The organism is Bradyrhizobium sp. KBS0727, from assembly GCF_005937885.2.
In the GTDB taxonomy this organism is placed as follows: Bacteria; Pseudomonadota; Alphaproteobacteria; order Rhizobiales; family Xanthobacteraceae; genus Bradyrhizobium.
Window position 1 is genome coordinate 5,634,086 of the sequence record NZ_CP042176.1, and the last position, 15,843, is coordinate 5,649,928.

The following is a 15,843-nucleotide window of genomic DNA, read 5'->3' on the forward strand; positions in this document are numbered from 1 at the left end:
CACGAAGCTGTTTCCACCTCGCGCGCAAGCACAATTTATCGCTTCCACCTGCGACAAAGTAACCCGACGGGCAAATCACCAAGAGTCTGTCCAGCCCTTTGCGCAAAAATATTCCGCTGGCCCCGTCGGGCAAATCAACTCCACAACTCCGCGCATCCTGTCCCACCACAAGGGGCGTAGGCCATCGTCGCAGACGTTGGGGCGGGGAGCGGTGGACGCAAAGGCTGCGACTGACGAGCGCGGCAGATGCGTACGGCGAAATCGTTTGGGTCCGACGCCCCGGTGCTGGCGTCAAGCTTGTGAGAAGCAAACGCTTCTCACGGCGATGGTGGCAAGAAAGCCGGTCACCAGGACGAAATCGTATAAGCCGTAAAGCCATTGCGCAGGGAAGGCCGGTGTGATTCCGCCAAACCTGTATGCTCATGTGCAGCATTTACTACCCACATCGCACATGAGACCGCGGGTGCGGCGAGCACCCGGTCTTCCCTGCGCCCTCTGTACTTCAAGAGGGCAAACGAAATGAAAAACTCCGGGCGCATCGCGCCGCGGGAATGCGGATGCGTGTCTCGCGCTGTTTGACAGTTGAATATGAGCGAGTGAGCCGTCTTGCGTAGGGTGGGCAAAGCGAAAGCGTGCCCACCATTGCGAGCGCCGCGTTAGATGGTGGGCACGGCGCATACGCGCCTTTGCCCACCCTACGCGCGTGGACTTTACCGCATCGTGATCGCAAGCCCGCTCAAATCCGCGTTCGCCATCAGGCCGGTCTGGCTGCCGGACAGTTCCAGCACCGCGCCCTTCTGGTTGGTCAACACGATGGCGCGAGCGCCGCGGCCGACGGCGAGGCCGGCACCGGCGGCGCCGTAGACGCCGGCGACATCGGACGGGCGGTAGATGTTGCTGACCCGGCCGCGTAGCACCGTCTTCGAGCCGCCGAACACCAGGCCGTAGTCGAGACCGCCGGTCGACAGCCGATAGGTCCGGCCGCGGAACGTCAGCGTGCCGCCGCCGCCGGAGCCGCCGATGATCCAGCCCGCCTTGTAGATCGTGAGCTGCACAAAGCCCTCGTCGGCATGCGAGGCCGAGGAGAACATCGTGCCGGCGAAGGCGGTCAGTGCGAGCAGAGCGATGCGGATGGCGGATGAGATCTTCATGAATGGGTTTCCCGGAATTGACGAATGCGTGTTGCGACGCGCGAGAGTCTTGACTTGGTGAGTCGCGATTTGCGGATTGTAACCGAAGGGCCGGATGGGCAAAGTGGTTCCGTCATTGCCTTCATACCATGGCGAAAAGGAGTCCCTATGCCCCCCATAAAGCACTTCGCCCCTCCCTCAGGTGTCAAATCGCCGCCGCTGTCGTTTGCCGCGCGCACCGGCGACCTGCTGTTCATCTCCGGCATTCCCGGCTTCGACGAAAACGGCGCGCTGGCGGAGGGCTTCGAGGCGCAGTTCGGCTTCGTCGTCGCCAACATCAAGCGCGTGCTCGACGAGGCAGGCGCTTCGTTCCGCGACCTGGTCAAGGTCAACGTGCTGCTGACCCGCGCCTCCGACGTCGCGACCATGAACAAGCTCTATGCCGAAGCGTTCGGGCCGGCGCCCTATCCGGCCCGCACCACCTGCGTGGTGGTGGCGCTGCCCGATCCCAAGATGCTGATCGAGATCGAGGGCGTGGCGTCGTTGAAGTCGTAGGGTGGGCAAAGGCGCACTTGCGCCGTGCCCACCATCTTCACTGCCGGTTCACAAGGTGGTGGGCACGCTCCGCTTTGCCCACCCTACGAAGCAAGAGCGCAAAGCGTGCGATGAGCCAGTAACTCACGGCTTGGGCATCGCGTCCCTTAGCGTATCGCCGACGAAATCGGCGGCGCGGCGATAGGCCATGTCGTTGTCGCCGCGGAACGTCACCGTGCGCCGGAGCAGCAGCTTCTCGTTCTCGAGATCGAGCAACTGCACCTCGCCCCACTGCACCAGCGTGCTCATCTTGCGGATGCCGCCATAGACCACCAGCCGCGCGCCGGCGCGGCGGGCCGCCGCGACGAAGGCATCCGGCGACATGCTGGTGGCGGTGCAGGGATGATCCGGGCAGTCGATCGGCATCACGCGATAATCGCCCTGCGCAGCGATGTTGCCGCGCAGCAGCTCGGCGAACGACGCCACGCGGGTGCGATGCTCGGCGCTCTGGTCCACGGCCTCGCCCGAGGTGTCGACATAATCGAAATCCGCCACCGCGACCGCCAGCGGCGCCGCAGCCGATGACCTGTCGAACCCGAATGGCAAGGTGGTCGCGGCACAGATCGCAAAGGCGATGGTCGCACCGATGCGCAAGCGCGAAGCCTGCGAATTACCCGTTACGTTCATGCCGGCCTCCGGTTGGCCCCTGCAGCTACCCTAGCAGAACACCGCCCAATTGCATTGAACCAATCGCGCCTTCGCCGGACAAATCCATAGCCTGATATAAACGCCCCGTCCTGCAAACCGGAGATAGTCCATGCGTCGTCTATTCGCCCTTGGCGCCGTTGCCGGCATCGGTCTTGCCGCGCTTGCCGCGTCGAGCCCCGCCGAGGCCGCGTTTCACCTGATCCGCTGGCAGGACTCCGGCTTCTGCCAGATCTGGGACGAGAGCATCCCGACCGCGCCGTGGCCGTCGAATTACAGCGTGATCATCGGCAGCGAGGTGCCGACCTTCGGCGATGCGCTGGTGTTCAAGGACGGCCTGCTGCGCAACGGCGCCTGCTTGTTCTAGTCAAGTTGCCGGGGTGGGCACAGGCGCGCCTGCTCCTCACGGCATATCTGCCCGTAGTCCCCGCCACCTTGTGCCGGCGGGCATGCTTGCTATCCTCTGCCAAAACCGCAAAACAGAGGAAACGCGCATGCCCCTTCTCGCCAACCACATCGCCGTCGTCACCGGCGCGGGCTCCGGCATCGGGCGCGCGATCGCCAACGGCTATGCCCGCGAGGGCGCGCGGGTGGTGCTGCTCGACTTGAACGAGAAGGCGGCGTCCGACGTCGCCACGGAGATCCGCGACGCCGGCGGCAATGCGGAAAGCATGGCGCTCGACGTCAGCCAACGCGACGACTGTTTCGCGATGGCGAAGACCATCGCCGACAAGGTCGGGCAGGTCTCGATCCTCGTCAACAATGCCGGCATCGCCCGCCGCAACGGCATGCTGGGTGCGGCCGAAGCCGTGATCAACGATTGGGAAGACATCATCGCGATCAACCTCAATGGCGTCTTCAACGTGACCTACGCCTTCCTAGAGCCGTTGCGGGCCTTGAAGGGACGCATCGTCAATATCGGCTCGATCCAGTCCTTCATGCATCTGAAGACGCCGAGTTCGCCGGCCTATACTGCGTCCAAGCACGGCGTGCTCGGCTTCACCAAGGCGCTCGCGGCCGAACTCGGCAAGGACGGCGTGCGCGTCAACGCGATCGGCCCGGGCTTCATCGAGACGCCGCTGAACGCCAATGTGCGCGCCAATAATCCGGAGCTGGCAAAGGTCTTCGTCGCCCACACCCCGCTCGGCCGTGCCGGCATCGCCGAAGACATCGTCGGCCCCGCCATCTTCCTCGCCTCCGACATGTCGGCCTATGTCTCCGGCTCGATCGTGATGGTCGACGGCGGCTACCGGACCATCTGAGCCCGCCATGTCCAACGCCCCGCATTTCGACATCGACGTACCGGCATTCTGGGCCGATCCCTATCCGACGCTGGCGCGGATGCGCAAGGAAGCGCCGATCGCGTTCGTGCCGCAGCTCAACTCCACGGTGTTCACGCGGCGCGACGACATCTTCACGCAGGAGAAGCGCATCGACGTGTTCTCCTCGCACCAGCCGGCCGGCCTGATGAACGTGCTGATGGGGCACAACATGATGCGCAAGGACGGCGATGCGCACATGGCGGAGCGGACCGCGATGTTCCCGGCGGTGTCGCCGCGCACGGTGCGCGACACCTGGGTCCGGCAGTTTCAGACCCATGCCGACCGCATCCTCGACCAACTCGCGCCGCGCGTCTCCGCCGATCTCTGCAAGGCGTTCGCGTTGCCGCTGTCGGCCGAATGCCTGAAGGACGTCACCGGCCTCACCAACATGCGCTTCGAGGACATGGATGCGTGGTCGCAGGCGATGATCGACGGCATCGCCAACTATACCGGCAACAGGGAAGTCGAGGCGCGCTGCCATGCCGCCACCGCGGGCATCGATGCCGCGATCGACGACATGATTCCGGTGGTGACGAAGCATCCGAACACCTCGATCCTCAGCGTGCTGCTCGCCGCCGGCCAGCCGATGGAAAGCATCCGCGCCAATATCAAGCTGGCGATCTCCGGCGGCCAGAACGAGCCGCGCGACGCCATATCCGGCGCGATCTGGGCGCTGCTGACCCATCCCGACCAGCTCGCGCTGGTGCAGGGCGGCCAGGCAAAATGGCTCGACGTGTTCGAGGAATATGCGCGCTGGATCGCGCCGATCGGCATGTCGCCGCGCCGGGTGGCAAAGCCGTGGTCCTATGGCGGCGTCGACTTCGAGCCCGAGGACCGCGTGTTCTTCATGTTCGGCTCGGCCAATCGCGACGAGGCCTGCTTCGCCGATCCTGATCGTTTCGACGTGACGCGCAACACCCAGAAGAGCATCGCATTCGGCGCCGGGCCGCACTATTGCGCCGGCGCCTTTGCGTCCCGCGCCATGGTGGCCGACGTCGCCCTGCCCGGCATCTTCGCCCGATTGAAGGGCTTGCGGCTGGACGCGCGCGAGCCGGTGCGGATCGGCGGCTGGGCGTTTCGCGGCCTGCTCAACCTGCCGGTCGAATGGGACGCCTGATCATTCCACGCCGTGAGGGAAGACGCCTGTTACCCGAACCTTGCCCGTGGGCGCTCCTTCGCCTTGGCGGCCTCGACCTCGCGGTCGCGCGCCGGCGCCTGGGTCTGCAGCGACGCCAGCAGGCGTCTCGCGCTGTCGGAGACTTCAGAGACCGCTCGGTTGAAGGCCTCGGCGTTGGCCTGTGAGGGCGAGTTGAAGCCGGAAAGCTTGCGCACGAATTGCAGCGCCGAGGCATGGATTTCCGCATGCGTCGCCGGCGGCTCGAAATTGAACAGCGTCTTGATGTTGCGGCACATGGTCATCTCCTCCGCCCGGAATTCAGCCCTGCCGTCTCCAAGGACGAGCGGCCGGCACAAATCCCGACAATGCCGGCCCATTCTGTCATAGAATGGGCGAAGCGTTCACCCCTCGGCAAAGGCGAGTTCCCGATGAGCCATGTGACTTACAAGGTCGTCCAGCATGACGGCGGCTGGGCCTACACCGTCAACGGCGTCTTCTCCGAACCGTTTCCGAATCGCGGCGCGGCGCTCGCCGCTGCGCGGCGCGTGGCGGCGGAGCAACGGGTTCCCGGCCGCACCGAAGCCATTCAATACGAGACCGAGGACGGCAGGTGGCACACCGAAACCGCCGCAGGCAGCGACCGGCCGGAAACCGACGTCGAGGGTTAAGGCGCTACGCGTCGATCTGGTGACGCTGAAACAGCCGATGTGATAGCCTCTCTGCAAGCAGCCCGTTCAAAGCGGCCGCACCCGGGGAGAACATCATGAATTTTTCGCACGCAGTCTTGTCGGTAGCCCTCGCCTTGACGCCCCTCACCGCCTACGCCGCCGACTATCCGGCCCCGAAACAGGGCGACTGGATCGCCAAAGATTTCAAATTCCACACCGGCGAGAAGATGCCGGAGCTGCGGCTGCACTACACCACCATTGGTGAGCCGACCGGCCAGCCGGTGCTGGTGCTGCACGGCTCGGGCGGCTCCGCGGCCAACATGCTGACGGCGGCGTTCGCCGGCGAACTGTTCGGCACCGGCCAACCGCTCGATGCCGCGAAATACTACATCATCATTCCGGATGGCCTCGGCCACGGCAAATCGTCAAAGCCCTCCGACGGCATGAAGACGGCATTCCCCCGATACAATTACGACGACATGGTCGATGCGCATTACCGCCTGGTCAGGGAAGGGCTCGGGGTAAAGCACCTGCGACTCGTCATCGGCAACTCGATGGGCGGCATGCACACCTGGATCTGGGGCGGCAGGTATCCGCAGTTCATGGATGCGCTGGTGCCGATGGCCTCGCAGCCGACCGAGATGGCGGCGCGCAACTGGATGCTGCGGCGAATGATGATCGAGACCATCCGCAACGACCCCGACTACAAGGACGGCAACTACACCGCGCAACCGCGCATGATGAAATACGCCGTCAACGCCTATGGCATTGCGACCGGCGGCGGCACCCTCGCCTATCAGATGCTGGCACCGACAGCGGCTGCGGCCGACAAGATGGTCGACGAGCGGCTGGCTTTGGCGGTCACGGCCGATGCCAATGACTTCATCTACCAATGGGAAGCCTCGCACGACTACAATCCGTCTGCGAGCCTCGACAAGATCGAGGCTACGCTGCTGGCAATCAACGCCGCTGACGACGAGCGCAATCCGCCGGAAACCGGCGTCACCGACGCGGCGCTGAAACGGGTCAAGAACGGCCGGCTGTTCCTGATACCGGCCTCGACCGAGACGCGGGGCCACCTCACCACCGGCAACGCGGCGTTCTGGAAGCAGCAGCTGCAGGAATTGCTGCAGACCGCGCCGCAGCGAACCATGTGAGCGTGCGCGTCGTTGAAGCCTGCGGTACGGTTGCTGATTTCGCACCGCATCAATCTTGCGATCGCCCGCATCGCTCATTATTTAAGCGTGCATCCGCAATCAGAGTCCGGTTGAATTGCTTGGCTTACGAATCGCGGACGCATACGCGTCCGCAATGAAACGAGGACACGGCGGAGGATCGGATGCGAAGGCTCGCGCAATCTGTTTTGCTCGCGTGTCTGTCGGTGCTGGCAAGTGCCGCGATCGCCTTCGACAACGGCCAGTACGACAACGTCGCGCCCGACATCCGCGCCTGGTTCAAGAGCGTGACGGCGCCGAACGGCGTGCCCTGCTGCGATATCTCCGACGGCCATCGCACCACGTACGACGTTCGCAAGGGCGCCTATTGGGTTCCGATCGATGGCGAGTGGATGGCGGTGCCGGAGCGCGCCGTCGTTCGCGACCGCGGCAACCCGGTCGGCGAAGCCGTGGTGTGGTATGTGCATCACCGCGGCAGCATCATCATCAACTGCTTCGTGCCGGCCGACACGATGTGAATTCCGCCACGCGACGGCCCATGGTGTCAGCCCGTTATCGTCTGATGGGCTTTGTACCGGCGATCGACGGACCGTAGCGCCGATAGCAGTGGCCGCCGAAGCAAGGCGATGGTATTTTGGCGACCTGACGACGACAGCCCCGGAGAACGTCCTTGACCGATTTCAGCGCCAGCGACCTCGCCACGATTTATCCCGCCCCCACACCGCGCGTGATCGCCAAGGCCCGGCCGGCGATCGATGTGCACGCGAAAAAATTCATCGGTATGTCGCCGTTCTGCGTGCTGGCGACATCCGGCTCGGACGGCAGCGTCGATGCATCGCCGCGCGGCGGCAATCCCGGCTTCGTCAGCGTGGCCGGTCCCAACGAATTGCTGATGCCGGATCGCTCGGGCAACAACCGCATCGACAGTTTCCGCAACATCGTCGAAGGATCGGGCTTCGTGCAGTTGATCTTCTTTGTGCCGGGGATCGACGAGACGCTGCGTGTCGGCGGCAGGGGAAAGCTGTCGGCGGATCCGGAGCTGCTGGCCTCGATGGTGGAGTTCGGCAAGGAGCCGCGCGCGGCGCTGCGCATCGACGTTAGCGAGGTCTATTTCCACTGCGGCAAGGCGCTGATGCGCTCAAAACTGTGGGCGGGCGATGCGCGGGTGGAGCGTTCGGTGATGCCCAGCATCGGCCAGGTGATCCACGACCAGACCGGCCTCGGCGAACCGGAGAGCCAGGAAGTCGTCTACGAGCGGTACAAGACGCAGCTGTAGGACCTGGATTGTGATACCCCGCGAAGGCGGGGTATCCAGTACGCCGTAGCCTTAAACCCCGTCACTGGCGCTTGCGAATACTGGATCACCCGCTCCAGTGCGCAATGGCGCACAAGGCGGGTGATGACAGCTACGAACGTCGCAAAATCCTTCAGTCGCCGCTCTCGAGCCCGCCGACGTGCTTCTGGGTGTAGAGTTCGAGCCCGATGCGCTTGATCAGATCGAGCTGGGTCTCGAGGAAATCGATGTGATGTTCCTCGTCCTTCATCAGGCTCTCGAACAGGTCGCGGCTGACGTAGTCCTTGACGCCATGGCAGTAGGTCGCGGCTTCCTGATAGAGCGTGCGCGCGGCGATCTCGGAGGCGAGATCGCAGTCGATGATCTCCTTGACGTTCTGGCCGATCCGCAACGGATCAAGCACCTGCATGTTGGGAAAGCCGTCGAGGAACAGGATCCGGTCGGTGAACTTGTCGGCGTGCTCCATCTCCTCGATGGATTCCTTGCGCCAGACCTTGGCCATGTCCAAGAGGCCCCAGTTGTTCAGGAGCCGGTAATGCAGCCAGTACTGGCTGATGGCGGTGAGCTCGCTGCGGAGGCCCTTGTTGAGATAATCGATGACTTTCGGGTCGCCCTGCATGGTGCACTCCAAATTTTGAGGCCGAACCGGCCTGAACAATATTTAGAACGCTTCTAAATCAGTTCGCAAACAAGAGCAACCACTTCCCCGGCAAGCCCGGTTGGAACCACAAAATCCGGCAGGTTCAGAGGGTTTTCAGCAGGCCGCGAGCGCGAACGCCGGAGCGATGTCCTGGACAGTTTCCTGGGCCGGCTCATCGTTGGCGGCGGCATGGCTGTGGGGACAGCCCAAGCCGCAGGCCTTGGCGCAAGGCCCCAACGCTTCGTCGATGATGGTCTTGATGGTGCGTGCGCAGCGGCCACACTCGGCGCTGCAGCCAAGGCAGCCGTAGATCTGCTTCGGATGGCGCGCCAAGTCGCCGGCTGCGCTGACAGCATTGCGGACATCATGGTCGCTGAGGACGTTGCAGGAACAGACGATCATGAAGTCGGCGGGCCCATCGGTGATGCTTCTGTTCTTTCAGATATTGAAGCGCCGCACCGGATGCAAAAGGAAAAACCGCAGTTTCAAGCAATTCCAAACTGCGATCAGACAGTTTGGAACGGCTCTAAAAAGCCTTATCGCGTAGGCCTAACATGGCTTCTTCGAGATCGCGCTGCAGCGTTAATTACCGCCCCCGCCGCCATCTCCACCACCGCCGCCGCTGTCACCGCCGCCACCAGTTCCGTCGTCCGAACCGCCCCAATCGCCCGAGGCCCCCGACGAGTCGGACGACGACGTATCGCTGCTGAACCACGAGAAGATGCTCCAGCCATCGCTGCCGGAATCGTAGCTCGTGCCGCTGCCCGCGCTGTCGCCGGGTGTGCCGTGGCGCCGGGCGCTGCGGTTCTGCACCCGGTTCATCAGCAGGTAGCAAATCAGCGACGTCCCGCCGACCGCGGCCAAAAATGCCGTCACTGCGCTGGTCATGACACCCCTCGGGTACGGCCCCGGCCCCGGGCTTTGCGTCACCGGACCGCCCCATTTCCTGCCATTGGTCGGCAAATAAGGCGCCGCCGTTCATTGATCATTCAAGCGAAATGTGGAACTTTCGCGGGGACAGAACGCTTTAGAAACTGTCCTTTGCTCCCATGAGAAAGGTGAGGCCATGAAGAAGACATTGATGGCGCTCGGTGCCGTCGCCGCGCTGGCTATTTCTGCGGTTGCGATGCCCGCTCCCGCCCATGCGCAGCGTGGCGTTGCGGCAGGTGTCGCTGCCGGATTGATCGGTGGCGCCATTGTCGGCGGCGCGATCGCCTCGCAGAACGGCTACTACGGTCCCGGCTACTACGCGCCCGGTCCGGCCTATGTCGTCGAACCCGGTTACGGTCCTGATTGCTACCTGCAGCGCCAGCGCTTCTGGGATGGCTACGGCTGGCGGGTTCGCAACGTCAGGGTCTGCAACTAGAGTCTTTCCGATTTAGACGGAAGCATATCCAGCGTTGCGCAGATAGTTTGCGCATTCTTGCGGTGTGAAGTGTTGGAGAAGGCTGCCAATTTGGCGCCACACGCCTTCGATGGTGCGCTCTTCGGCTTTGCGGAGCAGGGTTTTGAGCTTTGCGAAGACCTGCTCGATCGGATTGAGGTCCGGGCTATAGGGCGGAAGGAAGACGAGCCGTGCGCCGGCAGCTCGGATAGCTCTTCGGATAGCGGGACCCTTGTGGGAGCCGAGATTGTCCATGACGACAATGTCGCCAGGTTGGAGCGTTGGCACCAGCAACTGCTCGACATAGGCACGGAAGCTCTCGCCGTTGATCGGCCCGTCGATGACGCAGGGCGCAGCGATGCGGTCGTGCCGGAGTGCTGCGAGGAAGGTCATCGTCCGCCAATGGCCGTGCGGGACCTGAGCCTTGAGCGGGATGCCCCGTCGCCACCAACCATGGGTACGGGTCATGTTGGTCTTGGCCCAGGTCTCATCAATGAAGACGAGACGGGTAGGTTCGATTTTCGATTGGTGCCGTCTCCACCAGGCGCGGCGGCGCGCGATATCAGGACGATCCTGCTCAGCCGCGAACACGGTTTTTTTTGAAGCTGATGCCCTGGCGCTTGAGGAACCGCCAGAGCGTGTCGCAGGACACCGCGACACCGCGTTCGCCAAGTTCTGCCAGCAGCGCGTGCAAGGTCAGATCAGGTTTCTCGGCCAGCCGAGCCAGCAGCCAGTCGCGCTCGCCTTCCAGCAGGTAAGGCCGCCTGCCGCCCATCGGCTTGGCCGCCGCACTGCCCGTCGCGCGCGCCCGCTGCGACCACTTCACGACGCTCGCAACGCTGACGTCATACAGTTCTGCCACCGCTCGGCACGTCTCACCACTCGCAACCAACCCGACAACACGCTCACGCAGATCCAGTGAGTATGCTCGCGCCATCCTTGCTGGCCTCCGTCCCAGCAGGAAAATTGAATCAGAGCCCACCTGATTTGGGAATCCCCGATTCAGAAAAAGTCGGAAACACTCTAGTCCCGTTCACCTTCATTAAATCTGATATGTCGCCCCGGAAAACAGCCTGTTTTCCGGGGCGTTCGTCTTTTGCGGCAGAAAAAAACCGCTTTTTCAGCTCAACAGCCTGATGCGTTTGTTGGATTGAGCCGGGTGCGCTATCGGCGACGGCCAATTCGGACGACAGCGTGCCTCAAACCCCCGGTGCCGGCGAAGGCGCCACTCCAGGAGAGCCTAAGACATGAAGAAGACATTTGCTGCCTTGGTCGCGGTTGCGACGCTTGCGGGTTCGCTCGCAGCGACCCCTGCCAGCGCACAGCGTGGCGTTGGCGTTGGTATCGCAGCGGGCCTCCTCGGCGGCGCGATCATCGGTGGCGCGATCGCCTCGAGTCGCCCGGCTTACGGTGGCCCGGTCTATGTCGAAGACGCGCCTTACCCGGCCTGCCGCATGGTCCGCGAGCGTTTCTGGGACGGTTACGGCTGGCGCTTCCGCCGCGTCGAGGTCTGCGACTGATCCGACCGACCGGTCGCGTAACCTGCGCGCTTTGATCCAAGGCCCGGCCGTTACTTCGGCCGGGCTTTTTTCATGCCGCCGTCAGCGCGCGGCGCTCATCGATTGCAGCACCGCTTCGCTGGGCCAGCAGTCGACCTTGAGACCGGCGGACTTCTGATACGCGCCAAGCGCCGCGCGGGTCTGCATGCCGGCCTTGCCGTCGAGCTTGTCCTTGTAGAGACCGATCCGCGTCAGGTGGCGCTGCATGGCCTCGACATCCCGCGTGCGCAACTGCGTCGATGCCGACCAGGGTGTCGCGAACGGCAGCGGGCTGGTCATGCGATCGCTGAGATGGCCGACGAACAGCACATACAGATCGGAGAAGTTATATTCCTTGATGACGAAGTAGTTCTTCGTGGTCAGGAACGCCGGACCGTAGACGCCCTCGGGCTGCAGCAACGAGGCCGGCTGCGCCTGCTCGGCCGTATTCAATTTCTGTCCGCGCACCGGCGCAAACCCCGCGCGCAGCCATTCGCCGATTGGTTTTGTCACCTCGGGCACGCCCATTGTGCAGTCGACATTTGCGGGCGCGCGCACCTCGTAGGCCCAGCGCACGCCGGGCTGCCAGCCCTTGTTGACGAGCTGCTGGGCGGCGGAGGCCAGCGCGTCCGGCACCGAATGCCAGATGTCGACGCGGCCGTCGCCATCGAGATCGACGCCGTGCTTGTAATATTCGGACGGCAGGAATTGCGTGTAGCCGGTGGCGCCGGCCCAGGACGAGCGGAACTCCTTGCGCGTCACCGCGCCCTCACCGAGGATTTTCAGCGCCAGGATGAATTCGCTGCGGTACTGATCCTTGCGCCGGCCGACATAGGCCTGCGTCGCCACCACGCGCAGTGTGTCATACGGCAAGGCGTAGCGCCCGTAATCGGTCTCGCGTCCCCAGATCGCGAGCACGACGCTCGCGGGAACGCCGAAACGCTGTTCGATCCGGTCCAGCGCCGCGCGATGCTTCGCCATCAGTTTCTGGCCTTCGGCCGCGAGCCGCGCGATCGAGGCTTCCTTGATGTAATCTGCCGGCACCTGCACGAACTCGGCCTGCGACGGCGCGCCGGTCGCGGGCCGTCCGGGCAGGATCAGATCCGGCAATTTGTAATCCGGCTCGAGGCCGCGGGTCTCGGCATCGAAGGTCGCGCGCGAGACGCCGGCCGCCTGCGCCTCCGGCCACAGCGAGGCGATGAACTGGGTAAAGGCGGCGTCGGCGGCGCAAGCGGGCGTGTGCAGCGTCAGCGCCAGAAACAGCAGGCCAACGGCAATCAGGCGGCAATTCATCCGCAATGATTTGCTCACGTGTCGATATCGAAAACGGCCATGGTCAATCCTAACATGACCGTCGCTGGCTGTGAACTCAGACAGAACACGCCATCAATGCGCGCCCTGCTGCTTGGCCGCCTCGATCGCGCCATTGGAGAGCTTGTCGACATAGGCAATGCCGATCGCCGACAGAATGAACACGGTGTGGATGATGGTCTGCCACATCACGCCGGTTTCGGTATAGCCGGTCTTTCCCGACGCCAGCCCACCGGCCTCGATGAATGTGCGCAACAGATGGATCGAGGAAATTCCGATGATCGCCATCGCCAGCTTGATCTTCAGCACGCTGGCATTGACGTGGCTGAGCCATTCGGGTTCGTCGGGATGCCCTTGCAGATTGAGGCGGGAGACGAAGGTCTCGTAACCGCCGACGATCACCATCACCAGCAGGTTCGAGATCATGACGACGTCGATCAGGCCCAGCACCGCCAGCATGATCTGCTGCTCGCTGAAATCGAAGGAGTGCGCGAACAGGTGCCAAAGCTCCTTCACGAACAGCACAACGTAGACACCCTGGGCTACGATCAGCCCGATATAGAGCGGCAGCTGCAGCCAGCGCGAACCGAAGATCAGCATCGGTATCGGACGCAATGACAGGCCCTTCGGCGGCAAGGGTGTCTCGGGAGTAAGCAACATTCTGGATGGCTCGCTGCGGGGTTCGAATGGCGGAAGCAGCGTATATCTAACCAGTCCCATCCGGCTGTGAAGCGACAACTGGCCGCAGCAGGCTGCCATAGAGCCGTCAATCAACAGCTAATTGCCGGGCATCGAATCGCGATGCCCGGTCTTGATCACGACTTGATCGGTCCGCCGCTATTGCCGCGTCAACTTCTTGTACTTCACCCGATGCGGAATGATGCTGTCCTGGCCCAGCCGGCGCATCTTGTCCTTTTCGTAGTCCTGGAAGTTGCCTTCGAACCATTCGACATGGCTGTCGCCTTCGAAGGCCAGGATATGGGTCGCGATGCGGTCGAGGAACCAGCGATCATGGCTGATGATGACGGCGCAGCCGGCGAAATCCTCCAGCGCCTCTTCCAGCGCGCGCAGCGTATCGACGTCGAGATCGTTGGTCGGTTCGTCGAGCAGCAGCACGTTGGCGCCGGATTTGAGCATCTTGGCGAGATGCACGCGGTTGCGCTCGCCGCCTGACAACGCGCCGACCTTCTTCTGCTGGTCGGCACCCTTGAAGTTGAACGAGGAGCAATAGCCGCGCGAGTTCACTTCCTTCTTGCCGAGCAGGATCAGCTCGTTGCCGCCGGAAATTTCCTCCCACACCGTCTTCTTGCCGTCGAGATCGTCGCGCGACTGATCGACGTAACCGAGATGCACGCTCTCGCCGACGGTAATGGTGCCCTTGTCAGGGGTTTCCTGCTTGGTGATCATGCGGAACAGCGTGGTCTTGCCGGCGCCGTTGGCGCCGATCACGCCGACAATGCCGCCCGGCGGCAGCTTGAAGGTGAGATCCTCGATCAGCATGCGGTCGCCAAAGGCCTTGTTGAGGCCCTCGAAGTCGACGACGTTCTGGCCGAGCCGCTCGGCCACGGGAATCGTGATCTGCGCGGTCTGGGTCTGCTTCTCGCTGGCCTGCTTGAGCAGGTCCTCATAGCGCTGGTAGCGCGCCTTGGACTTGGCCTGGCGCGCCTTGGGCGACGACGCGATCCATTCCTGTTCGCGGGCCAGCGTCTTCTGATGCGCGGCGTCCTCGCGGCCTTCCTGCTCGAGGCGCTTCTGCTTCTGTCCCAGCCAGGACGAATAGTTACCCTCGTAGGGAATGCCCTTGCCGCGGTCGAGTTCGAGAATCCAGCTCGTGACGTTGTCGAGGAAGTAGCGGTCATGGGTCACGATCAGGATCGCGCCGGGATAGTTGCGCAAGTGGCCTTCCAGCCAGGACACCGACTCGGCGTCGAGATGGTTGGTCGGTTCGTCGAGCAGCAGCAGGTCCGGCTGGTCGAGCAGCAATTTGCACAGCGCGACGCGGCGGCGCTCGCCGCCCGACAGCTTGCTGACGTCGGCGTCGTCGGGCGGGCAGCGCAGCGCGTCCATTGCCTGGTCGACCTTGCTGTCGAGATCCCAGAGGCCGGCGGCCTCGATCTCGTCCTGCAGCTTGGTCATTTCGTCGGCGGTCTCATCCGAATAGTTCATCGCCAGTTCGTTGTAGCGATCGAGGATCGCCTTCTGCTTGGCGACGCCGAGCATGACGTTCTCGCGCACGGTCTTGGTGGCGTCGAGGTGCGGCTCCTGTTCGAGGTAGCCGACCCGGGCGCCCTCGGCGACCCAGGCCTCGCCGTTATATTCCTTGTCGAGGCCGGCCATGATCCGCAGCAGGGTCGACTTGCCGGAGCCGTTGACGCCGAGCACGCCGATCTTGGCATCGGGGTAGAACGACAGATGGACGTTATCGAGCACCTTCCGGGTCGGGTAGCTCTTGGTCAAACCCTGCATGAAGTAAACGAACTGGCGAGCCATCGCGATCCCTTGAAACCAGAGGATTTATGGAAATTTGCTGCCGCTGATGTAGCGGCGTGGGCCCCAAAGGGCAACCGCGGGAACCCGTTTTCCATCCGTTCACCACGGATGAATACGGGACGTTTACCATGTGTGCGCCAGATCACGATAATTGAAACTAACTTTTAATAAATCGGGCGAAAACTGGTTTTCAGGACGTCTAACAGAGCGTCCAGGGCGGCAAAAGCCGCAGATGAAAACAAGGGCCCGCGTCATGGCTACGATCAGTTCGGCATCCCTTTCCACCCCCACGCACCGCCACCACGGGCATCCGAAGCCGTTGGCTGAGCTATTGGCCTTCTGGCGCCAGTTCGTGGCCAAGGCGTTCAACCCCTACCGCCCGGAACTGCATTACATGCGCGGCCCCGGCCCGGCCTGGCGCGCCAAGCACCTCTCCCGCTCGAACTGACCTCCACGGACATTTGAGGCCGCCCCTCGGCTCCGTTTTTGACGCGTTTTCTACCGCAGATAAGTCTACGCAATCTGCGCAGGCTTG

21 protein-coding genes are annotated in these 15,843 nt (G+C 63.2%); 11 read left to right on the forward strand and 10 right to left on the reverse strand.

Annotated elements, in window-relative coordinates; genetic code table 11:
* Positions 1-710: 710 nt before the first annotated feature.
* The gene (locus tag FFI89_RS26465; RefSeq protein WP_138830493.1) at positions 711-1,151 is read right to left on the reverse strand and encodes a hypothetical protein; all 441 of its coding nucleotides are present in this window, start codon (positions 1,149-1,151) and stop codon (positions 711-713) included.
* Between the two features lie 147 nt (positions 1,152-1,298).
* Here FFI89_RS26465 and FFI89_RS26470 point away from each other — a divergent pair, with 147 nt between their 5' ends.
* Positions 1,299-1,685, forward strand: coding sequence for a RidA family protein (locus FFI89_RS26470; protein ID WP_138830494.1), 387 nt, complete (start codon positions 1,299-1,301; stop codon positions 1,683-1,685).
* Positions 1,686-1,808: 123 nt separating this feature from the next.
* On the opposite strand, the gene FFI89_RS26480 is transcribed toward FFI89_RS26470, so the two are convergent.
* Entirely contained in the window at positions 1,809-2,351 is a 543-nt protein-coding gene (locus FFI89_RS26480; protein ID WP_138830495.1) for a DUF2380 domain-containing protein, read from the reverse strand.
* 130 nt (positions 2,352-2,481) lie between these two features.
* On the opposite strand from FFI89_RS26480, the gene FFI89_RS26485 reads away from it, so the two are divergent.
* From FFI89_RS26485 to FFI89_RS26495, 3 genes are all read left to right on the forward strand, one after another.
* Positions 2,482-2,736 carry a hypothetical protein gene (locus FFI89_RS26485; protein ID WP_138830496.1) on the forward strand — a complete coding sequence of 85 codons (255 nt, stop codon included), beginning with the start codon at positions 2,482-2,484 and terminating at the stop codon, positions 2,734-2,736.
* Positions 2,737-2,863: 127 nt separating this feature from the next.
* Positions 2,864-3,631, forward strand: a complete 768-nt coding sequence (locus tag FFI89_RS26490) for an SDR family NAD(P)-dependent oxidoreductase (protein WP_138830497.1) — start codon at positions 2,864-2,866, stop codon at positions 3,629-3,631.
* Positions 3,632-3,638: 7 nt separating this feature from the next.
* On the forward strand, positions 3,639-4,808 hold the full coding sequence (locus FFI89_RS26495) for a cytochrome P450 (RefSeq protein WP_138830498.1): 1,170 nt from the start codon (positions 3,639-3,641) through the stop codon (positions 4,806-4,808).
* Positions 4,809-4,837: 29 nt separating this feature from the next.
* Here the strand turns inward: FFI89_RS26495 and FFI89_RS26500 are convergent, their stop codons facing one another.
* Positions 4,838-5,104 (reverse strand): DUF2277 domain-containing protein, encoded by a 267-nt coding sequence (locus FFI89_RS26500; protein ID WP_138830499.1) that lies wholly within the window; start codon positions 5,102-5,104, stop codon positions 4,838-4,840.
* 132 nt (positions 5,105-5,236) lie between these two features.
* Here FFI89_RS26500 and FFI89_RS26505 point away from each other — a divergent pair, with 132 nt between their 5' ends.
* The 4 genes from FFI89_RS26505 to FFI89_RS26520 all read left to right on the forward strand — a co-directional run bounded on the left by FFI89_RS26505 (position 5,237) and on the right by FFI89_RS26520 (position 7,927).
* Positions 5,237-5,476: a DUF2188 domain-containing protein gene (locus tag FFI89_RS26505; protein ID WP_138830500.1), complete on the forward strand. Its 240-nt coding sequence runs from the start codon at positions 5,237-5,239 to the stop codon at positions 5,474-5,476.
* 95 nt (positions 5,477-5,571) lie between these two features.
* Positions 5,572-6,633: an alpha/beta fold hydrolase gene (locus FFI89_RS26510; protein WP_138830501.1), complete on the forward strand. Its 1,062-nt coding sequence runs from the start codon at positions 5,572-5,574 to the stop codon at positions 6,631-6,633.
* A gap of 182 nt (positions 6,634-6,815) precedes the next feature.
* A complete protein-coding gene (locus tag FFI89_RS26515; protein ID WP_138830502.1) occupies positions 6,816-7,169 on the forward strand; it encodes a hypothetical protein in 354 nt (117 codons plus the stop codon).
* 152 nt (positions 7,170-7,321) lie between these two features.
* Positions 7,322-7,927, forward strand: coding sequence for a pyridoxamine 5'-phosphate oxidase family protein (locus FFI89_RS26520; protein ID WP_138830503.1), 606 nt, complete (start codon positions 7,322-7,324; stop codon positions 7,925-7,927).
* A gap of 151 nt (positions 7,928-8,078) precedes the next feature.
* On the opposite strand, the gene bfr is transcribed toward FFI89_RS26520, so the two are convergent.
* The 3 genes from bfr to FFI89_RS26535 all read right to left on the reverse strand — a co-directional run bounded on the left by bfr (position 8,079) and on the right by FFI89_RS26535 (position 9,473).
* Positions 8,079-8,564 (reverse strand): bacterioferritin, encoded by a 486-nt coding sequence (gene bfr / locus FFI89_RS26525; RefSeq protein WP_138830504.1) that lies wholly within the window; start codon positions 8,562-8,564, stop codon positions 8,079-8,081.
* Between the two features lie 135 nt (positions 8,565-8,699).
* The gene (locus tag FFI89_RS26530; RefSeq protein WP_138830505.1) at positions 8,700-8,987 is read right to left on the reverse strand and encodes a bacterioferritin-associated ferredoxin; all 288 of its coding nucleotides are present in this window, start codon (positions 8,985-8,987) and stop codon (positions 8,700-8,702) included.
* Positions 8,988-9,167: 180 nt separating this feature from the next.
* A complete protein-coding gene (locus FFI89_RS26535) occupies positions 9,168-9,473 on the reverse strand; it encodes a hypothetical protein (RefSeq protein WP_138830506.1) in 306 nt (101 codons plus the stop codon).
* Positions 9,474-9,651: 178 nt separating this feature from the next.
* On the opposite strand from FFI89_RS26535, the gene FFI89_RS26540 reads away from it, so the two are divergent.
* Positions 9,652-9,951 (forward strand): hypothetical protein, encoded by a 300-nt coding sequence (locus tag FFI89_RS26540; RefSeq protein WP_138830507.1) that lies wholly within the window; start codon positions 9,652-9,654, stop codon positions 9,949-9,951.
* A gap of 12 nt (positions 9,952-9,963) precedes the next feature.
* Here the strand turns inward: FFI89_RS26540 and FFI89_RS26545 are convergent.
* A protein-coding gene (locus tag FFI89_RS26545; RefSeq protein ID WP_138829534.1) for an IS630 family transposase occupies positions 9,964-10,906 on the reverse strand; the annotation gives its coding sequence in 2 pieces (ribosomal slippage) (positions 9,964-10,569 and positions 10,571-10,906; 942 coding nt in all).
* A 310-nt stretch (positions 10,907-11,216) separates the two neighbouring features.
* On the opposite strand from FFI89_RS26545, the gene FFI89_RS26550 reads away from it, so the two are divergent.
* Positions 11,217-11,489: a hypothetical protein gene (locus FFI89_RS26550; RefSeq protein ID WP_074818220.1), complete on the forward strand. Its 273-nt coding sequence runs from the start codon at positions 11,217-11,219 to the stop codon at positions 11,487-11,489.
* A gap of 81 nt (positions 11,490-11,570) precedes the next feature.
* Here FFI89_RS26550 and FFI89_RS26555 read toward each other — a convergent pair whose 3' ends face one another.
* The 3 genes from FFI89_RS26555 to ettA all read right to left on the reverse strand — a co-directional run bounded on the left by FFI89_RS26555 (position 11,571) and on the right by ettA (position 15,308).
* The gene (locus FFI89_RS26555) at positions 11,571-12,800 is read right to left on the reverse strand and encodes a lytic murein transglycosylase (RefSeq protein WP_138835729.1); all 1,230 of its coding nucleotides are present in this window, start codon (positions 12,798-12,800) and stop codon (positions 11,571-11,573) included.
* 93 nt (positions 12,801-12,893) lie between these two features.
* Positions 12,894-13,478 (reverse strand): TIGR00645 family protein, encoded by a 585-nt coding sequence (locus tag FFI89_RS26560; RefSeq protein WP_138830508.1) that lies wholly within the window; start codon positions 13,476-13,478, stop codon positions 12,894-12,896.
* Positions 13,479-13,655: 177 nt separating this feature from the next.
* Complete coding sequence (gene ettA, locus FFI89_RS26565) at positions 13,656-15,308, reverse strand: energy-dependent translational throttle protein EttA (RefSeq protein WP_138830509.1); 1,653 nt, start codon at positions 15,306-15,308, stop codon at positions 13,656-13,658.
* A 253-nt stretch (positions 15,309-15,561) separates the two neighbouring features.
* On the opposite strand from ettA, the gene FFI89_RS26570 reads away from it, so the two are divergent.
* Positions 15,562-15,756, forward strand: coding sequence for a hypothetical protein (locus FFI89_RS26570; RefSeq protein WP_138830510.1), 195 nt, complete (start codon positions 15,562-15,564; stop codon positions 15,754-15,756).
* Positions 15,757-15,843 lie beyond the last annotated feature (87 nt).

Excerpts from the sequence above, each read along its gene's own strand:
- FFI89_RS26530 (WP_138830505.1), bottom strand. The coding sequence starts at position 8,987 with ATGATCGTCTGTTCCTGCAACGTCCTCAGCGACCATGATGTCCGCAAT.
- ettA (WP_138830509.1), bottom strand. The coding sequence starts at position 15,308 with ATGGCTCGCCAGTTCGTTTACTTCATGCAGGGTTTGACCAAGAGCTAC.
- FFI89_RS26555 (WP_138835729.1), bottom strand. The coding sequence starts at position 12,800 with ATGAATTGCCGCCTGATTGCCGTTGGCCTGCTGTTTCTGGCGCTGACG.
- FFI89_RS26550 (WP_074818220.1), top strand. The coding sequence starts at position 11,217 with ATGAAGAAGACATTTGCTGCCTTGGTCGCGGTTGCGACGCTTGCGGGT.
- FFI89_RS26560 (WP_138830508.1), bottom strand. The coding sequence starts at position 13,478 with ATGTTGCTTACTCCCGAGACACCCTTGCCGCCGAAGGGCCTGTCATTG.
- FFI89_RS26540 (WP_138830507.1), top strand. The coding sequence starts at position 9,652 with ATGAAGAAGACATTGATGGCGCTCGGTGCCGTCGCCGCGCTGGCTATT.
- FFI89_RS26490 (WP_138830497.1), top strand. The coding sequence starts at position 2,864 with ATGCCCCTTCTCGCCAACCACATCGCCGTCGTCACCGGCGCGGGCTCC.
- FFI89_RS26480 (WP_138830495.1), bottom strand. The coding sequence starts at position 2,351 with ATGAACGTAACGGGTAATTCGCAGGCTTCGCGCTTGCGCATCGGTGCG.
- FFI89_RS26570 (WP_138830510.1), top strand. The coding sequence starts at position 15,562 with ATGGCTACGATCAGTTCGGCATCCCTTTCCACCCCCACGCACCGCCAC.
- FFI89_RS26505 (WP_138830500.1), top strand. The coding sequence starts at position 5,237 with ATGAGCCATGTGACTTACAAGGTCGTCCAGCATGACGGCGGCTGGGCC.
- FFI89_RS26470 (WP_138830494.1), top strand. The coding sequence starts at position 1,299 with ATGCCCCCCATAAAGCACTTCGCCCCTCCCTCAGGTGTCAAATCGCCG.
- FFI89_RS26495 (WP_138830498.1), top strand. The coding sequence starts at position 3,639 with ATGTCCAACGCCCCGCATTTCGACATCGACGTACCGGCATTCTGGGCC.
- FFI89_RS26465 (WP_138830493.1), bottom strand. The coding sequence starts at position 1,151 with ATGAAGATCTCATCCGCCATCCGCATCGCTCTGCTCGCACTGACCGCC.
- bfr (WP_138830504.1), bottom strand. The coding sequence starts at position 8,564 with ATGCAGGGCGACCCGAAAGTCATCGATTATCTCAACAAGGGCCTCCGC.
- FFI89_RS26535 (WP_138830506.1), bottom strand. The coding sequence starts at position 9,473 with ATGACCAGCGCAGTGACGGCATTTTTGGCCGCGGTCGGCGGGACGTCG.
- FFI89_RS26485 (WP_138830496.1), top strand. The coding sequence starts at position 2,482 with ATGCGTCGTCTATTCGCCCTTGGCGCCGTTGCCGGCATCGGTCTTGCC.
- FFI89_RS26515 (WP_138830502.1), top strand. The coding sequence starts at position 6,816 with ATGCGAAGGCTCGCGCAATCTGTTTTGCTCGCGTGTCTGTCGGTGCTG.
- FFI89_RS26510 (WP_138830501.1), top strand. The coding sequence starts at position 5,572 with ATGAATTTTTCGCACGCAGTCTTGTCGGTAGCCCTCGCCTTGACGCCC.
- FFI89_RS26500 (WP_138830499.1), bottom strand. The coding sequence starts at position 5,104 with ATGTGCCGCAACATCAAGACGCTGTTCAATTTCGAGCCGCCGGCGACG.